This is a genomic window from Aliikangiella aequoris (assembly GCF_053709105.1).
This window is the reverse complement of record NZ_CM132298.1, coordinates 3,071,015-3,088,727: the sequence shown is the minus strand read 5'-3', so window position 1 is coordinate 3,088,727 and position 17,713 is coordinate 3,071,015. Positions and strand designations below refer to the sequence as shown.

Genomic DNA, 17,713 nt, shown 5'->3' with positions numbered 1-17,713 from the left:
AGTTTATGATTAATCAACTACTGATAATTCTATTAGCACCATTGCTTAGTGCACTTATAACCGGTTTTTTTGGTGGCTTAATAGGCAGAGTTTGGTCGCATCGGATGGCTATTTTGGGCGTGGCATTCGCTTTTGCTTTATCGGCAAACTTAGCATTAGGCTTTGCTGCAGGTCAGCTCTCTGCACAAGAGTACACGCTTTACCATTGGGCGCAGCTTGGAGACTTAACTTTACAAGTTGGTCTACTGGTTGATAGCTTAACTGTCACCATGATGGTCGTAGTAACATTTGTCTCTTTAATGGTCCACATTTATACCATAGGGTATATGAAAGACGATCAAGGTTATCAGCGATTTTTTTCCTATATCTCTTTATTCACTTTCGCCATGCTTACCTTGGTGATGTCAAATAATTTTTTACAGCTATTTTTTGGTTGGGAAGCCGTAGGGCTGGTGAGTTATTTATTGATCGGCTTTTGGTATAAAAAGCCAACGGCTATTGCGGCTAATTTAAAAGCGTTTTTGGTCAACCGTGTCGGCGATTTAGGTTTTTTGTTAGGGATTGCTGGCGTCTATTTAGTGTTTGGCAGTTTAGATTATCGAGAGGTTTTTGAACAAATCAATAATGGATTCACCGATGTTTCGATTAATGTCACAGAAAATATTGTGTGGTCGGCAACGACCTTTATTGGCATTGGTTTATTTATTGGCGCAATGGGTAAGTCAGCCCAAGTGCCTTTGCATGTATGGTTACCAGACTCTATGGAAGGGCCTACGCCCATCTCTGCGTTAATTCACGCAGCCACTATGGTAACAGCAGGCGTCTTTATGGTCGCAAGAATGTCGCCACTATTTGAGCTTTCTGATTTGGTACTTAATTTTGTATTGGTTATTGGTGCGACAACTGCGCTTTTTATGGGCTTTATAGGAGTTGTTCAAAACGATATAAAAAGAGTGGTAGCATACTCTACTTTGTCGCAACTAGGCTATATGGTAGTGGCTTTAGGAGCTTCTGCTTATTCGGTGGCCATTTTTCATTTGCTCACCCACGCATTTTTTAAAGCCCTGTTATTTTTAGCAGCGGGCTCAGTGATTATTGCGATGCATCACGAGCAAGATATTCGCAAAATGGGCAACCTGAAAAAATATATGCCAATTACCTATATTACATGCTTACTTGGTTCACTTGCCTTAATAGGCACTCCATTTTTCTCGGGATTCTATTCTAAAGAAGCAATTATTCTAGCAGTCAGCCATTCTACTTTAAGCGCAGCGAGTTACGCTTATTGGTGTGTACTGATTGGGGTGTTTGTTACTGCGCTCTATTCTTTTCGAATGTTCTTTTTAGTTTTTCATACGGAAGAGCGTATGGACGAAACAACTCGCTCGCATTTAAAAGAAAATGGATTGGTTATATGGGGGCCACTGGTCGCCTTAGCTATCCCGTCGGTGATGGTCGCTTGGTTTATTGCGCCGGCTATTTTATCCGGTGAGTTCTTTGGCAGCGCAATTCAAGTATTAGAGTCGCACAATAATTTGGCTGCTTTTGCGCATGATTATCAAAAACCATTTGCATTAGGATTACATGGTTTTATGACGCTTCCTTTTTGGCTAGCTTTTGGCGGGGTATTAGTTGCTTACTTATTTACAGTTTTGAAACCCAGTTGGCGAAAAGAGCTAAACTTGCGCCTCAATTATGTTAATGCCATTTTGAGAAATAATTACTTTTTCGACAAACTATATATTGACGGTTTTTCTCGAGGAGGGGTATCGCTTGGAAATGCTTTTTGGCGTTGGATAGACCGAGGTTTAATTGATGGCGTTATGGTTAATGGCAGTGGAAAGTTAGTGAGTTTTATTTCTTCACAATTAAGAAAGGTCCAAAGTGGTTATCTTTATCATTATGTGTTGGTGATGGTTTTAGGTTTGTTGATCTTTTTAGCATGGATATATTGGAAAACATTGCAGTTTTAAAAAGCGTGCAAGCGCACATTTGAATTGAATATTATAGCGAATAAAAAATAATGATTGAAAAGCTACCGTTATTAAGTTTATTAATTTGGCTGCCAGTTATCGCCGGCGTAATGCTGGCGATATTCTCTAGCGAACGCCACCAAAAAGTGGTCCAAATCGCTGCGCTGGGTATTGCTTCAGTAACTTTTATTTTGAGTTTGTTCGCATTGAACCAATTCGACTCACAAAGTTATTACCTACAGTTAGTTGAAGAGTCAGTTTGGATAAAAAGTTTAGATATTCACTATGCCTTAGGCGTTGATGGCTTTTCACTTCCGTTGATTGTTTTAACTTCTCTTATGACACTTATCGTGATAATCACAAGCATTAATAATATCGAATACCGCCGCGCGCATTATTTAGCAGGATTTTTAGTCATGTGCGGATTAATGAATGGTGTCTTTGCGGCAACTGACGCGATCTTGTTTTATGTTTTTTGGGAAGCCATGTTGGTTCCTATGTTTTTGATTATTGGAATTTGGGGGGGCGCTAACCGGGTTTACGCAACTTTAAAGTTTTTCATTTATACATTTTTCGGCTCGGTATTTTTGCTTATAGCGCTCATTTACTTAGGTAAATCAGCGAACAGTTTTGATATTCTTAATATTCAAAAGATTGTTATTCCTTTAGACGTACAAAAGTATTTGTTTTTTGCTTTTCTTATTGCTTTTGCGGTCAAGGTACCTATGTGGCCCGTACATACTTGGCTACCCGATGCTCATGTTGAAGCGCCTACTGGTGGCTCGGTTATTTTAGCTGCCATTATGTTAAAAATGGGAACTTACGGAATTATTCGCTTTTTAATTCCTATTGTTCCAGACGCTTCAATGTTGTACGCAGACTTAATGATTACACTTTCATTAATTGCTATTGCTTATATTGGACTAGTCGCGCTGGCGCAAACAGATATGAAAAAGCTAGTCGCTTATTCCTCTATTGCTCATATGGGATTTGTTACGTTAGGACTTTTCATAAGCTTTCAATTGCTCGCTGCGGGTAGTAAAGATGCGGCGATTATGGGAATTCAGGGGGCTCTGGTACAAACTGTTTCTCATGGTTTTATTTCTGGAGCACTTTTTCTTTGTATTGGCGTTTTATACGACCGAGTGCATAGCCGAGAAATCGCTGCTTACGGTGGAGTGGTAAACACGATGCCTCGGCTAGCGATGTTTTTTATGTTGTTTGCTATGGCCAATGCGGGTCTGCCAGGAACTTCAGGTTTTGTTGGCGAGTTTTTGGTTATTATTGCAAGCTTCCAAGTCAGTGGTTGGATCGCTTTAATTGCAGGGCTTACCTTGCTGTTAGCTGCAGGCTATTCTTTATGGATGTACAAGCGAGTCATCTTTGGTGACGTAGCTAATGAGCAAGTGGCTTCATTGCAAGACTTAAACTTTAGAGAGTACATAAGCTTGTTAGTATTAGCCATTCTTGTGCTTGCTTTTGGGCTTTACCCAGCACCGTTACTTGAAATAATGCAACCTACCGTAGAACACTTTATAGATTGTAATTTGGTCTCAAAAATTTCGCCAGAAGGGATGTGCTCCTAATGAATGCGTCGATTAACTTTGAATTAATGATTTCGGAAATATTCCTATTAACAGCCATCTGCTGCATTATGCTGGTTGACTTATTTCAGCGTGATAAAGAGCGAAAGCTCACTTTTACCTTAACGCAATCAAGCCTAGTTGTTTTAGTTATTATTGGTTTTAACCAAATCGGTCAAGCGGCTCAAACGGGATTTTATGATCACTGGATTAGTGACGGATTGAGCCACGTGCTTAAAATTGCTATTTATATTATTAGCTTTATTGCCTTGCTTTACGCTAGGCCTTTTATTAGCCACCGAAACTTAATGCGAGGCGAATACTACTTACTCACTTTGTTTTCTATTTTGGGTATGATGGTCATGCTATCCGCGAATAGTTTTTTATTGATATACATGGGGCTTGAACTGTTATCGTTATCTTTATATGCCCTAGTGGCACTGCAAAGAGATTCTAAGCTTGCAGCAGAGTCTGCGGTAAAGTACTTCGTAATGGGGGGGCTTGCTTCAGGGTTCTTGTTGTATGGAATTTCGCTTATTTATGGCGCAACCGGCAGTATCGTGATACCAGAAGTGGCTAGTTATTATCAAACTACGCCGATTAATCTTTTATCGCAGTTTGGCATTGTCTTTATTGTTATCGGTATTGCCTTTAAATTTGGTGCCGTACCGTTTCATATGTGGCTTCCCGATATTTATCATGGTTCGCCTAGCTCGATTACCGCATATATCGCGAGCGTTCCTAAAATTGCCGCCTTTGGAATCTCTGTTAGAATTTTTATGGAAGCTTTTGCCGGTGCAACACCAGACTGGAGTAGTTTACTGCTTATTTTAGCGATTGGCTCAATTATTGTTGGAAACCTAGTTGCTGTCGTACAAGAGAACTTAAAGCGACTACTGGCTTACTCAGCGATAGCGCATATCGGTTATTTTTTATTGGGTTTGGTGCCTGCTACCCCTGCAAGTTTTAGTGCTTCTATGTTTTACATTATTGTCTATGCATTAATGACCCTTACTGGATTTGGTATAGTCATTTTTATGAGTTTCCAAGAAAAGGATTATCAAAACCTATCAGACCTGCGAGGTTTAGGACGTTTCCACCCGTGGTATGGTTTTATGTTTACCATTGTGATGGTTTCTATGGCAGGTATTCCACCATTTATTGGCTTTTGGCCCAAACTAGAAATATTTCGTCAGCTAATTTTAACGGGATATCTTTACGAAGCGATCATTGCAATTGTGTTTTCTGTAGTTGGACTGTTTTATTACTTAAAGGTAGTCAAAGAAATATTTTTCACCGATACTGCCGAGGCACCTCAAATTACGACTAGCCGCTCGATGAAAGTAGCTATGAGTATTAACTGCTTATTGTTAATTGTGTTTGGAATTTTACCTGATGCGATTTATGATTATTGCTTACAGGCATTTAATTTAAACACTTAAACTTCCAACAACATTCGCTTGTTCAGTTGTTAATAAAAATTATTTTAAGGAATTCTATATGGATTGGGTACGAGACCAAATTCTAATCTATTTGCCGTTGTTTTCTGATAATAGAGCCGTTCAAGCCTCTTTGATCTTTTTGGTTGCTGCTATTGCTTCTAAACTAGCACGCTGGTTAATACAAAAAATGCAAGTTCACGCGGCTGGAAGAACATCTAGTCCATTAGACGATTACATGGTCGGTATTTTGCTTAAGCCGGTAAGCGTAAGTATTTTGCTTATTGGTGTGTTTCTTTCATTAACTCACTCTCAATACTTTGAAAAACAAATGCCGTTTATTGAGTCAGTATTATTGACCATCGGCGTGTTCTTTTGGTTGCGGTGTATTATCAACGGTGCAAAATTTACTTTACGTCATTTTAGTGGTGATAGTTCTAGAGTGAAAGTTGTGCAACAGCATACTTTACCGTTATTTGAAAACCTAGCAGTTATACTATTTTATGGCGCTGCCATTTACTTTATTTTTATTGCTTGGGATATTGACGTTTCAGCTTGGATTGCATCGGCAGGTATATTAGGTTTGGCGCTAAGTTTTGCGGCCAAAGATACCTTGGCTAATTTATTTGCTGGAGTATTTATTTTAGCCGATACACCTTATAAAATAGGTGACTTTATCGTTTTAGATAGTGGCGAGCGCGGCAAGGTTACCCATATTGGGATTCGTAGTACTCGAATTTTAACTCGCGCTGACGTTGAAATTACTGTCCCTAATGCCATCATGGGAAACACGAAAATAATAAATGAAACCGCTGGACCGTCAAGCAAGTACCGTATTCGTATTCCTATTGGTGTTGCCTATGGCAGTGATGTACCAAAAGTAAGAGAAGCACTCTTGCAAGCTGTAAGTAAGGTCGAGAATATAGAAGCCGATCCAGAACCTCGGGTTAGGTTTAGAACCTTTGCTGATTCAAGTTTAAACTTTGAACTTTTGTGCTGGGTTGCTGAACCAGTATTGAGAGGTTCGGTTAGCGATAAGTTAAATGAGTCGGTTTATAATGAATTGAACCATGCTGAGATTGAAATTCCATTTCCGCAGCGAGTAGTCACACTTAAAAACCAGCCTGAAAGCAGTGCATGATCGAGCCTGACTATTATAAAAACAAACAATGGATGAATGGTCTTTGCAATTCCACTTAGAATAAGCAATAACTAATCACTCAGGCTTTTCATTTCGCTAAATGCTTTTAGATTTAGCTAGGCCGATTAACGAGCCTAGCTAATTTTTTACGATAGTAAGAAAATCTCGCTTTAAAAATTTAACCGCCAATTTAAACTTTATTATTCAGCGCTAGGTGTAAAGCTTTTTCTTCGCTCAGTGGATCTGAAAAGTAATAGCCTTGACCAAACTGACAACCATATTGCTTTAAAAAGCTCAATTGAGACTCGTATTCAATCCCTTTGGCCGCCGTTGACTTGCCCAAATCATTCATTAATTGAAGGATAGATTTTAATAAAAGATCATTGTTAACATCTTTACCAATATTTCTTATAAAGTTTCGCTCTAATTTAATGCTGCTCACATTAATTTGTTTTAAATGGTTTAAAGGCGTATTGCCGGTGCCAAAGTCATCGAGGGTGACATTCAGGCCACCATTTTTCAAGCGTTGGATTAACTCTAAATTTTGCGTTAAGTCTTGTGAAAACTCTTTCTCATTCAGCTCTATTTGTAAGCATAACGGAGCGATGTTATGTTTTTTTAGTTTGCTTAAAATTAGCTCAGAAAATTCCGGCTTGTGACAATATTTTGGATTAACGTTTATCGAGAAAGTCGAAGTCACGCCTTGAGCTTTCCAGTTAGCTAAAGTTTTAATCGCGCTTTCAATAAGCCATTCGGTTAGTCTGTCGATAATGCCAATTTCTTCAGCAAGCTTTATAAATTGTGAAGGGTAAACAATATTGCCTTGCTCGGTTTTCCAGCGAACGAAGACTTCGAATCCACCGAGTAGCTGGTTATTTAATTCAAACTTTGGTTGAAAAACTAAATAAAGCTGTTGTCCATCTAATGCTCTTTCCAGCGAATCTCTCATGGCTAAACGGTCAAGCGCTCTTTGATTAATTTCTCTATGGAAAAAATTAATTCGATTAGTGCCGCCAGCCCGAGCGGTTTTCATTGCCTCATAGGCGCATTTAACAAGCTTGGTTGAATTTTTTGCATCGTGTGGGTAGTAGGCTATACCAACGCTTGCAGTAAGATTAACGTTAGTATTGGCTACTTTTTGTGTTCTAGATATCTCACTTAAAATTTGACTCGCCTGATAAGCAAGCTGCTCTATTTGTTCGACATTTTCAAAAATAATATGAAATTTATCGCCTTCGATTCTGGCTAAGGTATCGTCTTTATTGAGTGTGCTTCTTATCCGCTTGCTTGTGGTCACTAATATTTCTCTTGCTGCGCTTTTACCTAAAGTTTGATTAAGAAAATTAAACTTATCTAAATCTAAGTAGAGTAAGCCCACTTGAGTTTGATGCAGCCTGGCGTGCGCTATAGCATGAGAGAGTCGGTCACTAGCCAATACTTGGTTAGGTAGTCCTGTTACATCGTCATAGTAGGAATTTTGAACCTCGCTTTCGAACCGCTTGTTTAACGAGCTAATGTCAGTGATTAAAACAATATACTTGGCATTATAAGTTGCGTTTTCAATGGCATCTATTCTTATATCAGCCGCATAGCTTGCACCACCGCTAATTGGCATGCTAGCCTCATCTTGCCACTGTTTTTTATAAACCAGCTGTTCTTCTAGCTCTGCTAGCTGGGTGCTGTTGAGGCGGCGATTAGCGAGCTCGATAAAGCTTCTATTTATTATTTTTTCGGCCGGGTAGCCGGTAAGTTTTTGGTATGCTTCATTAACCGATACGATAGTGAACTTTTCATCTAATATAAAAACAATATCTCTTGTTGAATTTATTGCTTGCTGATAAATACTTAGTTGGTTAAGTACTTCTTTGTCGGCAGAATTATCAAACCAAGTGCCAGAAACTCGACAAGGCTTACCGGTATTTAGGCGTTCAGAAATTTTTCCAAAAACTTTGCACCAACGCCACTGTTCAAATAAATAAATTTTAAACTCAAGATTAAATTCGCTCTCCTTTCCTTTCAATAGCGCTTCCCAAGCAGCTTTAACTTTGGCGCGGTCGTTTTCAAAAATATAAGCTTTAAATTGAGATAAGGTTAACACTAAACTTTCATTATTTGGCCGCAATAAAGTGATTGTTGAATTGTCTATTGAATGACTTTGCAGTTGCCACTCCCAAACGCCTCTAAAGTTGTCTATCGAGGCTGTTTTTATGCGTTGTTCGCTTAAGCTTAACTTTTTGTTTTCTTTCGCTAAGCGCTGGTTGAATTTTATTCGTTGAATAAGATAAAAACTTAAGATAAGTATAATGATCGCAAAACCTAAATACAGCAAAGGTTGTTTGGATACTTTATTATTTACCACTTCAATATTAACCTGAGTCACAGATGGGTAGACTTTATAGTTTGGAATAATGGGCCTAATATTGAGTTGATATTGTCCTACAGGAATATTAGCGATGGTTATTTTGTTGCTTTTTTGGGTGCGTGGGTCAGTCTGTCGATCTCCGCTTAACCAGTATTCATAATGCCACCTTTCGGGTGTCATATAGTCTAGTACCGAAACATTCACAAAGAGTAGATCTGAATCTGACTTCATTTTTACGTTACTTAAATGCCAGTCTTCTAAATTTTGTTCGCTTCTTTCATTGCCGACAATTAAACTATTAATGATGACTTTAGGTGACTCTAATGAGAGCTTGAGATGTTGCGGATTAAATTCAATAAATCCGTTTGCCAAACCAAAAAGCAGCTCGCCATTGTTTCCTTTTAAGCTTGCGCCTTCATTAAATTCGTTGGAAGGTAACCCGTCGAATAATCCAAACTGGACCCATTGATGAGTTGTAGTATTTAGTTCGATTAATCCCACATGCGTACTTACTAATAACCGGTCTGGAAAACTTGTATGGGGTTGGATTGCATGCACTACATTGTCTGGGAAGCCACTTTTACGATTAAAGTGTTTAACAACTTTGCTACCCGAGGCGCCATTTTGAAGTAAATATAGGCCTTGCGAATTGTGTGAGACCCAAATGAAGTTGTCCTGTAAGTAGATATCTGTAAGTGCAGATTCTTCATCAATATTAGGGTGATCGAATTTTGCAATGGTTTCGATAGTATTGGTTGCAAAGTCATATCTTTCAAGCTTATCTGGGTGGCCAATCCAAAGTTTGCCTTGTAGAAATTTTACTAAGGTAATTGTTTCTGAGCGGTTTTTGTTAATGCCGTGAATCGGTTGACTAAACTTCTTAGTCGTGGGGTTAAATCGGTAAAGCCCTAAGTCACTAGCAATCCAAAGATTACCTTGAGGTCCTTTTGCCATTGAGTAAATAAAAAACACTTGCTCGCTATTGGGTTTAAAAAGCTCGCTTTTTTCGGTTGATTTATTAAATTGAATAATCCCGTTTTCGCTACCTATCCAAAGGTTGTTAAGGTCATTAAGAATAAAAAGTAATCGAGAAGGAAGTTGACTACCTTCAACTTGCTTTGCGGTTAAAAAGTGCTCTACTGTACCCTGAGCGCGATTGATTTTATTGAGCCCATTGTCACTTGCAAGCCAAAGTACATTGGGCGGATCTTCAGCAAAATTCCAAACCGTGTTGTTACTTAATTTAGTGTAAATATTTTGAGTTAAATTAATAAGGGATTTAAAGTGGAGGCTTTGGGGATTCCATAAAAACGCCCCAAAGCTATCGGTTCCTATCCAAAGCAGCCCCTGATTATCGACAAATAAGGATTCAATTTTGTAATTAGTATACCTAGGTAGAATTTCAGATAGCGCGAATAGTAGTACGATTTTTTTGGTGGTCAAGTTATACCAAAATACTTTATCTCCACTGCTAATATAAATATGCTTAGTGTTAAAGCTGACGGTATTAATTGAGTCATCGGAAAGTAAGGTTTGCTTTAGCGTTAAACGACCCGCTAAATCATCACTGACTTGGTAAAAGCCGCTGTTAGTCGTTAGGTACATCTCTTGGCGAGAAATCTCAATTACATCGTAAAGCGTATCTTGGGTTAGCTCTTGTGGCAGGGAAATTTTGCTTATTGTGGCACGCTGCTTATTAAACTGATACAACCCAAGGTTGGTTCCTAGCCAAATATGTTGGTTAGCGTTGGCTGCAAACCTAATTTTTAGTCCTTTTTTAAGTAAACTATTCAGTGTATCAAAGCGCGTTACTTCTTTATTCTCACCATCCAGTTTATAAATTCCGAGTTTCTCGATAATCCAAATGTTGCCTTGGTTGTCGGGAAGCAGTTTCACTATATAGTTTGCTTGGTTAGCACTGAACCGCGGGGTTGGAAGTGAAAATCTTTCTACATTTTGTAAGTTAGGAGAAACTTTAAAGACTTCTTTAAAAGTTGAAAACCACAGTTGGTTTTGCTTATCCGAGGTTATCTGGCTGATGCTGACGCTACTTATACTATTTTCAGGCCCCTGAAAAAGTGTCACTTGCCGCCCGGTTATTTTATTTAGCCCAGAGTCTGTGCCTACCCACATGACGCCTTGATGATCTTGATAAAAACTATTAACGGTATCTTGGCTAAGCCCGTTTAAGGTTGAAAAATGGCGTAGTCCGGTTTGTGAAAGAATACCACTGCCGTAATTTTCATTAATTAAAGGTGGGCTACTAGCAACCTTAAAGGATAAGCAGGAAAGCAAAACAAAAACGAAGGTAAGATTGATTAAAGTGTTATTTCGCTGCATAGTTTTTAATTTGACGGCAGTTAGCATGAATGGATTAAAGCATACTGTCATAAAGGTTGCCAGAATAGCTGATTTTTCCTCTAGATCGTTCATAAACTAGGCAATAAAGCCGAAAGTACTGTTTATTTCAAAATGAATTGATAATAGTACTTGTTATTGTGAAAAGCTTCCGATAGAATGCCGTCCACATTGATGCGGGGTGGAGCAGTCTGGTAGCTCGTCGGGCTCATAACCCGAAGGTCGTTGGTTCAAATCCGGCCCCCGCTACCAATTTTATATTAAAAAGCCCCTTTATGGGGCTTTTTAATAGGTTGTTAAAAAGTACTAAAACTGGTACAAAGTAGCTTGTTTTAGGTAAAACTTATGATAACCCTAATTAATAAGGTGTCTTTCTGGTTATTGGCTTGTAATTTGATCATCCAAACATTGCATGTTTTGGGCGTTTTAACCTAAGGTTTAAACTTGATCAAGCTGTAAACAAGTGATTAGATAGTCTCGTGCAGTATTCAAGAATGGGCCTTATGTGCCCATTTTTTGTTTGTGGAATTTGAAAAACACCCAATGAAAGTTAAGTTTAGGTAGATTAAATATGGCAAAAGTAGATAAATTGGCTGAAATGTTAAGGCCCGCTGCCGAAGCTTTAGGTTATGAGTTTATTGGTGTTGAATATATTGGGCAAGGTAAGCACTCAATTTTAAGAGTTTATATTGATCATGTTAACGGCATCAATGTTGATGATTGTGCTAGTGTAAGCCACCAAGCGAGCGGCATTTTGGAAGTTGAAGATCCAATTGCAAGCCAATATACGTTAGAGGTATCTTCTCCTGGTATGGAAAGGCCTTTATTCACTATGGCTCACTTTGAGCAGTTTGTTGGACATCAAATTCAGGTACGTTGTCACGTAGGCGTTAATGGCAGACGAAAATTTAAAGGTCCATTAATTTCTGCAAAAGACGAGCAACTAGTCATAAGTGTAGACAACGAAGAATACACTTTAGAGTTTGGTGATGTCGATAAAGCTAACGTGGTTCCTGATTTTAGTTAGTACTAGAAGAGTTATTTTTAAAACAAGCGCTTAATTCTTTTATTTATAGATAATATTAGTAGTGCTTCAGTTACCGAAAGTTTCGGTTGTGAAGTCCATTAAGTTGAAAGTTTTCGGTTTTTATTGAGGCTGATAGAGTTATGAACAATAAAGAGATTTTGTTAGTTGTAGATGCGGTGTCGAATGAAAAAGACGTCGACAGAGAAATTATATTTCAGGCTATTGAGGCTGCAATTGCGACCGCAACTAAAAAGAAGCATGGTACTGATATTGATGTTCGTGTCGAAATTGACCGTGCCACAGGTCATTATGATACCTATCGCCGTTGGCTCGTGATTGAACCTGAGTCTGGTATTTTAGAAAATCCGCTAGCGGAAATAACATTAGATGCTGCGCAATACGAAGATGCGACGGTTCAAGCGGGCGATTACGTTGAAGAGCAAATTGAATCTATCGCTTTTGGCCGTATTGCGGCACAAACTGCAAAACAGGTTATTGTTCAGAAAGTACGCGAAGCTGAGCGCGCAAAAGTGATTGAAGCTTTTGAGTCGAGAGTTGGTGAGCTAGTCACTGGAGTCATTAAAAAGACGAACCGAGATTCTATTATTTTAGACTTAGGTAGTAATGCTGAAGCCATTATTCCAAAAGAAGAAATGATGCCGAGAGAGGCAGTAAGAGCGGGTGATCGTTTACGCGGCCTGTTGTATGCAATTAACTCAGAAGTTCGTGGGCCTCAGCTATTTATTAGCCGAGCAAAGCCTGAAATGTTGATTGAGTTATTTCGTATCGAAGTGCCAGAAATCGCAGAAGAAGTCATTGAACTTAAAGGGGCTGCTCGCGATCCGGGGTCACGTGCTAAAATAGCAGTTAAAACGAATGACAAACGAATAGACCCAGTTGGGGCGTGCGTTGGTATGCGTGGCTCTAGAGTACAGGCAGTGTCTGGCGAACTTGCTGGTGAGCGAATCGATATCGTTTTATATGACGATAATCCCGCTCAGTATGTTATTAACGCTATGGCGCCAGCAGAAGTTGCTTCTATTATTGTTGATGAAGATAAACATACTATGGATATCGCTGTAGCTGAAGATCAACTGGCCCAAGCTATTGGGAGAAGCGGTCAAAATGTACGTTTAGCAAGTCAGCTAACAGGTTGGACATTAAACGTAATGACCATTGAAGAAGCGAGCAATAAAACCAAAGAAGAAAGCCAAGGCATTATCGAGTTGTTCGTTAAAGAGCTTGATGTTGATGAAGAGCTTTCAGAAGTCCTTGTTCAAGAAGGATTTACTACGGTCGAAGAAGTGGCTTACGTACCACATTCTGAAATGCTAGATATTGAAGGCTTTGATGATGATTTAATTGATGCACTTAAAGCGAGAGCAAAAGATGCATTGTTAACCAAAGCTATTGCATCAGAAGAAAAACTAGAAGATAACGAGCCTGCGGAAGACTTGTTATCAATGGAAGGCATGGACCGACATTTAGCGTTCGTGTTAGCAAGTAAAGGCATTATTACCATGGAAGATTTAGCTGAGCAATCGGTGGATGATTTAGTGGATATTAAAGAATTGGATGAAACTCGTGCTGCGGAGCTAATTATGACCGCTAGAGCACCTTGGTTTGCCGAATAATCGTCATGGTTCTGGGGGGATTTTATGTCACAAGTGACAGTTGAAAAATTGGCAGGAATCGTCGGTACGCCGGTCGATAAACTGCTAGAACAAATGAAAAGTGCCGGTGTTGATTTGACCGGTCCAGACGATGTCGTATCTGAAGAGCAAAAGAAACTTTTGCTCTCGCATCTTAAAAAGAGCCACGGTGAAACTGATGGCTCGCAATCTGCACCCAGTAAAATTACTTTAAAGCGTACCACCAAAAGCTCGCTTAAAATGTCGGGCGCAGGCGGAAAGTCAAAAACAGTTAATGTTGAAGTTCGTAAAAAGCGCACTTATGTTAAACGTCCAGATTCAGATGAACCTGTGGTTGAGCCAGAAGTTGTTGCTACAGCACCGCAAGCTCCAGTAGAGCCGGCTGAAAAGCCAGTAGTGGAAGCTGCGCCAGAGCCTAAAGCTGAAAAAGTAACTAAAGATGAAGCGCCAGTTGAAGAAGTTTCTAAAGAAGAAGCAGAATTAGCAGCTAAACAAGCGGCTCAAGAAGAAGCTGCACGAGTTGCGATTGCTGCCGCTGAAGCAGAAGCTAAAGCCGCTGCCGAGGCGCATTTAAAAGCGGCTATGGAAGAAGCTGAAGCGAAAGTTCGACGTGAAGCACAAGAACAATTTGTCATTGAAGAAAAGGCAGAACCTAAAGCTGATACCACCGAGAAAAAAGTTCATCGCAAGCCTGGGTATACAGCAGCGCCGCCTGTTGACGCTCCTCTGCCAGAAAAAGAACGACGTAAAAAGCGCAAAAAGAAGAAAAAGTCACGTGACTCAGATTCGGCCGGCGCAGATATGTTGTCAGAATTTAAACGACCCACTCATCGTCAGTTCCAAGAGGATAAACGCCTCGCTGATGAAAGGAGACCAATGGTAGCCCCAAAATCTATGAAACACGGCTTTAAAAAGCCAACCTCAGCAGTAGCTAAGCAAACTGTCATCATTCCCGAAGCAATTAGCGTAGGCGAATTAGCACAGCGAATGTCAATTAAAGCGACTGAAATTATTAAAACGATGATGGGGATGGGGACTATGGCCACCATCAATCAAACCATCGATCAAGAGACTGCTCAATTGATAGCTGAAGAGATGGGTTATCAGGTAGAGTTGCTGGCTGATAACGCAGCAGAAATTGAGTTGTTAGAGTCTAGTGTTCAAGAAGGTACTGCAGTAGCTCGCGCACCGGTTGTAACTATTATGGGTCATGTTGATCATGGTAAAACATCGTTACTTGACTATATTCGTAAGTCAACGGTAGCCGACGGAGAAGCTGGTGGTATTACTCAGCACATCGGTGCTTACCATGTTGATACAGACCGTGGAATGATTACCTTTTTAGATACTCCTGGTCATGCCGCGTTTACCGCAATGCGTGCCCGCGGTGCTAATGCAACTGATATTGTTGTATTAGTTGTGGCTGCAGATGATGGCGTTATGCCTCAGACAGTTGAAGCCATTAAGCATGCGAAAGCGGCTGGTGTGCAATTAATTGTTGCGGTCAATAAAATTGATAAAGAAAACGCCGATCCTGATCGTGTGAAAAATGAGTTGTCTCAACACGACGTTCTTCCAGAAGACTGGGGTGGCGAAGTACCGTTTATGCATGTTTCTGCTAAAACTGGTGAAGGCGTGCCTGACTTATTGGAAAATATTTCTATTGTGGCAGAGCTGCAAGAGCTTAAGTCGATTGCAACGGGGCCTGCTAAAGGTATTGTTATTGAAGCGCGCTTAGACAAAGGACGCGGTACGGTTGCATCAGTATTAGTTCAGTCAGGTAGCTTAAAAGTTGGTGATATTTTATTAGCCGGTTTCCATTATGGACGAGTAAGAGCGTTATATGATGAAAATGGCAAGTCGGTAAAATCCGCTGGACCTTCTATTCCGGTCGAAGTACTCGGTTTATCTGGGGTACCAGAAGCAGGTGATGAAATATCAGTTGTGCCAGATGAAAGAAAAGCCCGTGAAGTTGCTAACTTCCGCCAAGGTAAGTACAAAGATATTCAAATGGCTAAGCAACAAAAAGCGAAGCTTGAAAATATGTTTGCTAATATGGGTAGCGAAGACACCTTATCAATCAACGTTGTTGTTAAAGCTGATGTACAAGGTTCAGCGGAAGCGATTCAAAACTCTTTACTTGAGTTAGCTACGGAAGAAGTACAAGTTAATGTGTTGACTGCTGCGGTCGGAGCTATTACTGAAACTGATGTTTCATTAGCTGCGGCTTCAAACGCGATAGTGATTGGCTTTAATGTTCGAGCCGATGCGAGTGCACGAAAAGCGGTTGAAAAGGACGGGGTCGATTTACGTTATTACAGCGTTATTTATGATTTAATCGACGAAGTTAGAGCGGCAATGTCTGGTATGCTTTCGCCAGAGAAGAAACAACAAATTATCGGTTTAGCAGAAGTTCGCGATGTATTTAAGTCGCCTAAATTAGGAGCCATAGCGGGTTGTATGGTAACTGAAGGTGTCGTAAAACGAAGTAATCCAATCCGCGTACTTCGTGATAATGTGGTTATCTATGAAGGTGAATTAGAGTCACTAAGAAGATTTAAAGAAGATGCCAACGAAGTCAGAAATGGCATGGAGTGTGGTATTGGAGTTAAAAACTACAATGATGTTAAGGTCGGCGATCAAATCGAAGTCTTTGAAATTATTGAAGTTGCTAGAACGCTTTAAGCAAATTTTTTAACTTTCCAAAATAAGGGGTGGTTATTCATAGCCACGCCAACTTCAAAGACAGGCATTTTGCCTGTCTTTGCCGTTATAGCTTTTAAATTAGGTAAGTATCATTATGGCTAGAGAATTCAAACGTACTGATCGAGTTGCAGAGCAACTTCAACGCGAAGTGGCGCAAATTGTTCAACTTGAGGTCAAAGATCCAAGAGTTGGCATGGTAACTGTGTCTGGGGTAGAGATTTCGAGAGATTTATATTACGCCACGGCATTTGTGACCTTTTTAGGTATAGAAGAGTCGCCAAAGTCAATTGAGCAAGCGCTAGAAATATTGAACCAAGCAGCTGGCTTTGTTCGAGCGCAAATTGGCAAGCGAATGAAAATGCGAGTAGTACCCAATATCAAATTTGAGTTTGATGCGTCTATTGCACGAGGAAGCGAGCTCTCAGCTTTGATTAAACAGGCTCGAGATAAAGACGAAACCGAAAATAGTGAAGGCTCGTAGCCGTTTGATAAGCAAGTTTAGCCCTATCCACTAAGCGCTATTTAATAAGTATTTAGAGAGAATTTATGCCTCGTCGTAAGAAAGGTCGCAGTATTCACGGTGTTTTATTGTTGGATAAGCCGAAAGATATCAGTTCGAATAAGGCGCTACAAAAAGTAAAACACTTATTTTTCGCACAAAAAGCGGGGCATACTGGAGCACTCGATCCTCTTGCAACAGGCATGCTGCCAATTTGTTTAGGCGAAGCAACCAAATTTTCGCAGTTTTTGTTAGATTCAGATAAAGGATACCGAGTTGTTGGTAAGCTGGGAGAAAGAACCGACACGAGTGATTCAACCGGTGAAATTGTTGAAACTCATCCTGTCAATGTCACTAAAAAGCAGCTATTAAAAGCCATAGAAACTTTTCGCGGCGACATTAAACAAGTTCCGTCGATGTTTTCTGCACTTAAATTTCAAGGCCAACCGCTATATAAATATGCCCGGCAAGGGATAGAAATTGAGCGCGAAGCGCGAGATATTACGGTCTATGAAATTGACCTACTTCGGTTTGAAAACGACGAGGTTGAACTACAAATTGAGTGCAGTAAAGGTACTTATATAAGAACCATTATTGATGATTTGGGCCAGCTTCTTGGTTGTGGTGCTCACGTAACATTGTTACATCGTAGTTTTGTTGCTGACTACCCAGTAGAGGCAATGGTCTCGTTACAGCAATTAGAGCAAGAAAGAGAGCAAGGTCTTTCGCTCGACAGTCACTTACTGCCTATGGATAGTCCAGTCTCTCATTTACCCTCAGCTATTCTTGATGCCGATAGTACGCATTACTTTTGCCATGGTCACTCTGTGGTTTATCCAGACTTAGAGCAAGGTGATTATATTCGAGTGTACGATGAGGATGAGCAATTTTTAGGTTTAGCAGAAGTCGATACCGAGTTAATGCTTGCGCCTAAGCGGTTAGTGGTAAGGTAATTATTTTAACCAACCAAGGG

General features: G+C 40.0%; 10 protein-coding genes and 1 tRNA gene. 10 read left to right on the top strand and 1 reads right to left on the bottom strand.

Annotation, left to right across the window (positions count from 1 at the left end; translation table 11 throughout):
* Positions 1 to 5 precede the first annotated feature (5 nt).
* Genes nuoL through ACUR5C_RS13320 form a run of 4 tightly spaced genes read left to right on the top strand, consistent with a single transcriptional unit; the run spans position 6 to position 6,136 of the window.
* Entirely contained in the window at positions 6 to 1,973 is a 1,968-nt protein-coding gene (nuoL, locus tag ACUR5C_RS13335; protein ID WP_454465667.1) for an NADH-quinone oxidoreductase subunit L, read from the top strand.
* A gap of 50 nt (positions 1,974 to 2,023) precedes the next feature.
* Positions 2,024 to 3,559, top strand: coding sequence for an NADH-quinone oxidoreductase subunit M (locus ACUR5C_RS13330; RefSeq protein WP_454465665.1), 1,536 nt, complete (start codon positions 2,024 to 2,026; stop codon positions 3,557 to 3,559).
* Positions 3,559 to 4,998: an NADH-quinone oxidoreductase subunit NuoN gene (nuoN, locus tag ACUR5C_RS13325; protein ID WP_454465664.1), complete on the top strand. Its 1,440-nt coding sequence runs from the start codon at positions 3,559 to 3,561 to the stop codon at positions 4,996 to 4,998. The genes ACUR5C_RS13330 and nuoN overlap by 1 nt, the downstream gene beginning before the upstream one ends.
* Positions 4,999 to 5,056: 58 nt before the next feature.
* Positions 5,057 to 6,136, top strand: coding sequence for a mechanosensitive ion channel family protein (locus ACUR5C_RS13320; RefSeq protein ID WP_454465663.1), 1,080 nt, complete (start codon positions 5,057 to 5,059; stop codon positions 6,134 to 6,136).
* Positions 6,137 to 6,326: 190 nt separating this feature from the next.
* Here ACUR5C_RS13320 and ACUR5C_RS13315 read toward each other — a convergent pair whose 3' ends face one another.
* On the bottom strand, positions 6,327 to 10,931 hold the full coding sequence (locus tag ACUR5C_RS13315) for an EAL domain-containing protein (RefSeq protein WP_454465662.1): 4,605 nt from the start codon (positions 10,929 to 10,931) through the stop codon (positions 6,327 to 6,329).
* A 100-nt stretch (positions 10,932 to 11,031) separates the two neighbouring features.
* On the opposite strand from ACUR5C_RS13315, the gene ACUR5C_RS13310 reads away from it, so the two are divergent.
* The 6 genes from ACUR5C_RS13310 to truB all read left to right on the top strand — a co-directional run bounded on the left by ACUR5C_RS13310 (position 11,032) and on the right by truB (position 17,693).
* Positions 11,032 to 11,108: transfer RNA gene (locus ACUR5C_RS13310), tRNA-Met, on the top strand.
* 319 nt (positions 11,109 to 11,427) lie between these two features.
* Positions 11,428 to 11,883 (top strand): ribosome maturation factor RimP, encoded by a 456-nt coding sequence (gene rimP / locus ACUR5C_RS13305; RefSeq protein ID WP_454465661.1) that lies wholly within the window; start codon positions 11,428 to 11,430, stop codon positions 11,881 to 11,883.
* Between the two features lie 140 nt (positions 11,884 to 12,023).
* Complete coding sequence (nusA, locus tag ACUR5C_RS13300) at positions 12,024 to 13,517, top strand: transcription termination factor NusA (protein WP_454465660.1); 1,494 nt, start codon at positions 12,024 to 12,026, stop codon at positions 13,515 to 13,517.
* A 24-nt stretch (positions 13,518 to 13,541) separates the two neighbouring features.
* Positions 13,542 to 16,220, top strand: coding sequence for a translation initiation factor IF-2 (gene infB / locus ACUR5C_RS13295; RefSeq protein ID WP_454465659.1), 2,679 nt, complete (start codon positions 13,542 to 13,544; stop codon positions 16,218 to 16,220).
* A 115-nt stretch (positions 16,221 to 16,335) separates the two neighbouring features.
* Entirely contained in the window at positions 16,336 to 16,722 is a 387-nt protein-coding gene (gene rbfA, locus ACUR5C_RS13290) for a 30S ribosome-binding factor RbfA (protein ID WP_454465658.1), read from the top strand.
* Between the two features lie 65 nt (positions 16,723 to 16,787).
* Entirely contained in the window at positions 16,788 to 17,693 is a 906-nt protein-coding gene (gene truB / locus ACUR5C_RS13285) for a tRNA pseudouridine(55) synthase TruB (protein WP_454465657.1), read from the top strand.
* Positions 17,694 to 17,713 lie beyond the last annotated feature (20 nt).